This is a genomic window from Alteromonas alvinellae, assembly GCF_902705805.1.
In genome coordinates this window covers 1-4,121 of the sequence record NZ_CACSIH010000146.1, presented here as the reverse complement: position 1 = coordinate 4,121, position 4,121 = coordinate 1, and the positions used below count along the sequence as shown (strand labels likewise).

The window sequence follows — 4,121 nt, the reverse complement described above, 5'->3', positions numbered from 1 at the left end:
GGGTGATCGGAATGGGCCGGAACATGCAACAGCGGATTTCGACTTACGTCATATGGATATGTTAAACATGGTAATGGAAAAAACGATGCAAAGTGATAATGCGTTGGAATACATGTGCCCCTATTGCGGCGCAATTAATGATTTTTATTTAAACTCTGTTCGCGACATGTATCACGAGCAACATGAATCGTGCGGGTGTTGTAATAAGGTGCTCAGCCTAACAGCAGCGGATGGTATAGGTGGTCGTGTTAACCTTATTGTCGATGCGCTAGATTCAGAGCTTATTATTAAATAACTCGACATTAGAAGCCTAACGCTACACTCTTATCAATATCCTCAATTGAAAAAGCCGCTTCAAGAGCGGCTTTTTGAGTATTCCGTTGGGGTATGGAAAGACGCTAACGAAAAAACTCTCGTTTCAATTCACTATCAGTAAGGAAACGACCACCAAGTGCAGATGTTTTCGTGTACGAGTTGGTATCGCGAATTCCCCTCGCTTTAACACAGTAATGCGTAGCATTAATACTTACTGCTACATCTTCAGTGTTAGTAAGCGTTTGTAACGCTATTAACACCTGCTGTGTCAAGCGCTCCTGTACCTGAGGACGTTGAGCAAAGAAACCAACAAGGCGATTTATCTTTGAAAGACCAATCACTGTGTCTTTGGGTATGTAAGACACCGTTGCCGTGCCATCAATAGTAACAAAGTGGTGTTCGCAAGTGCTGGTCAGGCTTATATCAGATACCTGTACAGGCTGGTCAATCTGCATCTTGTTTTCAATGGCAGTAATCTTAGGAAATTTGCGGTAGTCCAATCCACCGAAGATTTCATTGACATACATTTTAGCGATTCGCGTGGGCGTATCACACAAACTGTCGTCAGTTAGATCAAGGCCAAGCGTGTCCATTACGTCACGCATAGCACTTTCTATTCGTTTGCGCTTTTGCTCGTCAGTAAGACCATTAGCCACCATAGGTGTTTCTAAACCTTTGGCTTCTAATGCTTCTCGTACACGTTGTGCTGGCTCTGAAATAGAGGGGTCTAGTGCGTCGCGCACAATTACCGCTTCTTTTGCTAACATTACTTTATCCGTAGTTACTTCTTTTTTGATCTTGTACGAGCATGAGTTCGTTACAGATCGATTACTTGGCAACATGACTTTTATTTAATGTCATTGCTACCGACTGTGCATTTGGCACAGAATAATAAGACCGTTACCTTTTACGAAAGAAGGACATCATCTTGAATTCACCTGTGTTAATTACAGGCGCAAGTCAACGTTTAGGCTTAGCTATGGCCAATACTTTACTTGACCAGGGCCACCACGTTGTCGTGACTTATCGAACACTTCGTCCAAGTATTTCAATGCTTGAGGATAAAGGTGCTACAGTCTTACAGGCTGATTTTAGCACTGAGGCGGCTATTGATCGAGCAATTGATGAGATTAAGGCAATCAGTAAAACCTATCGAGCGGTGATCCACAACGCGTCAGATTGGGCGCAAGAAAAAGATAACCATGACAAGCATAGCTTGATTGAACGCATGATGTTGGTCCATGCTGTTGCCCCTTACCGCATAAACTTGGCACTTGAAAAGGCTCTTTGTGATTGCGACGTTCAGTCTGACATTATTCATATGACTGACTACGTTCAAGAAACAGGCAGCGAGAAACACATGGCTTATGCGGCAAGTAAGGCAGCCCTGCACAACCTGACCCTATCATTTGCTAAGAAGCTAGCACCAAAGGTAAAAGTAAATAGCATTGCCCCAGCTTTGCTTATGTTCAATGAGGGTGATGACGAAGCTTATAAACAAAAAGCGTTAGAAAAGTCACTGTTAGAGATAGTACCTGGGGCGCAAGAGGCCGTGAAAGCCGTGAACTATTTATTTGATAGTGACTACGTGACAGGGCAAACCCTTCACCTCAACGGTGGGCGGCATTTGAAATAAAAGCCGCCCCCTTTTCGTTCATTTCAGTTTTCCTTATGGCTTAAAGTAATCGTCACCGCCAATTAATTTCATCGCCATTTGCCTTGGTCTCATGCTGAGGCATGGCTATAATCCGAACCCTATTTCGTAGCTATTTGGAATTTTACTATGCACGGCAACCGTACTATGGCGCCTGAATGGCATAACATTGATGCTGTTATGTTAGCGTGGCCTCATGCGCAAACCGACTGGGCTCCATGGTTAGAAGACGCGAGAGCGACCTATCTGAACGTGATTGCTGCAGTAAACCGCAACGATGCGGGTGTGATTTTATTATGTGCGCCGAGTGACGTAGACGATCTTAATTCTCGTTTACCAGAGAACGCTCGAGTGCTTATTGTTCCTGCCTCATTTAACGACACATGGATGCGCGACTACGGCTTCATCACTTGTAAAGACAGTGAAGGCAATGGCTCGCCGGTAGAGTTTCGCTTTAACGGTTGGGGCAATAAGTTTAACGCCGCTGAAGATAATCTGGCGAATCAGCGTTATCTTGCCAGCATGTGTAAATCTGTACTTCGCAGCAGCCCAATTGTAGCTGAAGGTGGCGCGCTGGAAATTGATGAAGACGGACACCTATTAAGTACTGCCCAGTGTTTACTTAACCCTGAGCGTAATGGTGATATGTCGCTAAGTGCTTACGAAGATGCATTTAAAGATATGCTAGGCTGCAGCAAAGTTACTATTTTGCAGCATGGTCATTTAGAAGGCGATGATACTGACGGTCACATCGACACATTAGTGCGCTTCACGCCGAACAAAGGCTTAGTGATTCAGGCGTGTAACAACCGTCCTAATGACAGTCACTTTGAAGGGTTGAGAGCGTTGTGCGACGAGTGCGCCCTTGAGCTGCCTGAGCATGAACAGTTTCATCTGCCGCTGCCTAATATTGTAAACGACGAAGGGGATCGCCTGCCGGCATCGTACGCAAATTACTTAATTTGTAACAACGCAATATTATTGCCTGTTTACGGTGAAGAGGAAGACGCAGAAGCCATTGAGACTGTACAAAGAGCACATCCCAATCATATTGTTGAACCAATCGATTGCAGTGTACTCGTAAGACAATACGGCAGCTTGCATTGCATTTCCATGCAGGTTCCCACAAATACATTAAAAGATTCGATTATCACCACCTTAAAGAAAGGAGTGTCATTACATGCGCCCAGCTAAGCTAAAAGTGGGTCTGGTACAACAGGCCGTTGCCGATAACGATAAAGCAACGAACTGGAATAAAAGTGCCGAGCAAATTGCCAAATTAGCCGCTGAAGGATGCGAGTGTATTTTGCTTCAAGAACTACACAGCACCCTGTATTTTTGCCAGCAAGAAGATACTGACGCCTTTGATTTGGCTGAACCAATTCCTGGACCTGCGACAGAATTTTTTGGTGAACTAGCCGAAAAACACAATATCGTGTTGGTGACATCTTTATTTGAAAAGCGCGGTTCAGGTTTGTATCACAACACCGCAGTCGTGTTCGACCGCAGTAAAGAAATTGCGGGCAAATATCGTAAAATGCATATTCCTGATGACCCAGGCTTTTACGAGAAGTTTTACTTCACACCGGGCGATATGGGCTTCACGCCTATTGAAACCAGCGTAGGTAAACTTGGCGTATTGGTGTGTTGGGACCAGTGGTATCCAGAAGCGGCGCGCCTAATGGCGATGGCAGGTGCGGACTTGTTGTTCTACCCTACCGCAATCGGCTGGGATTTAACTGACACAGAAGAAGAACGTACCCGTCAGCATGGTGCATGGGAAACCATTCAGCGCTCTCACGCTGTGGCAAACTCAGTACCGGTTATCGTGGCAAACCGCACTGGATTTGAAGCGTCACCTGTTGAAGGTGATCCAGGTATTCAGTTCTGGGGACAAAGCTTTGTAGCAGGCCCGCAAGGTGAGATTTTGGCCAAAGCCGAAGCTGAAGGTGAAACCACGCTAACCGTAGAGCTTGATATGGAACGTACCGAACAGGTCAAGCGCATTTGGCCTTACTTCCGCGACCGCCGCATAGACGCCTACGACGAGCTAACCAAGCGCTGGCGCGATTAACCTAAATAATGGGGTCAGAGTACATTTTCCAAGACAAATCTATGTCACAAAATGTACTCTGACCCTGAGGTATCCCCA

The 4,121-nt window shown here is 45.5% G+C and carries 5 protein-coding genes; 4 read left to right on the top strand and 1 reads right to left on the bottom strand.

Features of this window, described 5'->3' with window-relative positions; genetic code table 11:
* On the top strand, positions 1-295 hold a 295-nt coding region (locus tag ACX5KA_RS10685), incomplete at its 5' end, for a hypothetical protein (protein WP_458731107.1).
* 103 nt (positions 296-398) lie between these two features.
* Here the strand turns inward: ACX5KA_RS10685 and folE are convergent.
* Entirely contained in the window at positions 399-1,082 is a 684-nt protein-coding gene (folE, locus tag ACX5KA_RS10680; RefSeq protein WP_287498255.1) for a GTP cyclohydrolase I FolE, read from the bottom strand.
* Between the two features lie 161 nt (positions 1,083-1,243).
* Between folE and folM the strand changes: the two genes are divergently transcribed.
* From folM to ACX5KA_RS10665, 3 genes are all read left to right on the top strand, one after another.
* On the top strand, positions 1,244-1,951 hold the full coding sequence (gene folM / locus ACX5KA_RS10675) for a dihydromonapterin reductase (protein ID WP_287498256.1): 708 nt from the start codon (positions 1,244-1,246) through the stop codon (positions 1,949-1,951).
* Between the two features lie 147 nt (positions 1,952-2,098).
* Entirely contained in the window at positions 2,099-3,163 is a 1,065-nt protein-coding gene (locus ACX5KA_RS10670; RefSeq protein WP_287498257.1) for an agmatine deiminase family protein, read from the top strand.
* The gene (locus ACX5KA_RS10665) at positions 3,150-4,043 is read left to right on the top strand and encodes a carbon-nitrogen hydrolase (RefSeq protein ID WP_039229281.1); all 894 of its coding nucleotides are present in this window, start codon (positions 3,150-3,152) and stop codon (positions 4,041-4,043) included. The genes ACX5KA_RS10670 and ACX5KA_RS10665 overlap by 14 nt, the downstream gene beginning before the upstream one ends.
* Positions 4,044-4,121 lie beyond the last annotated feature (78 nt).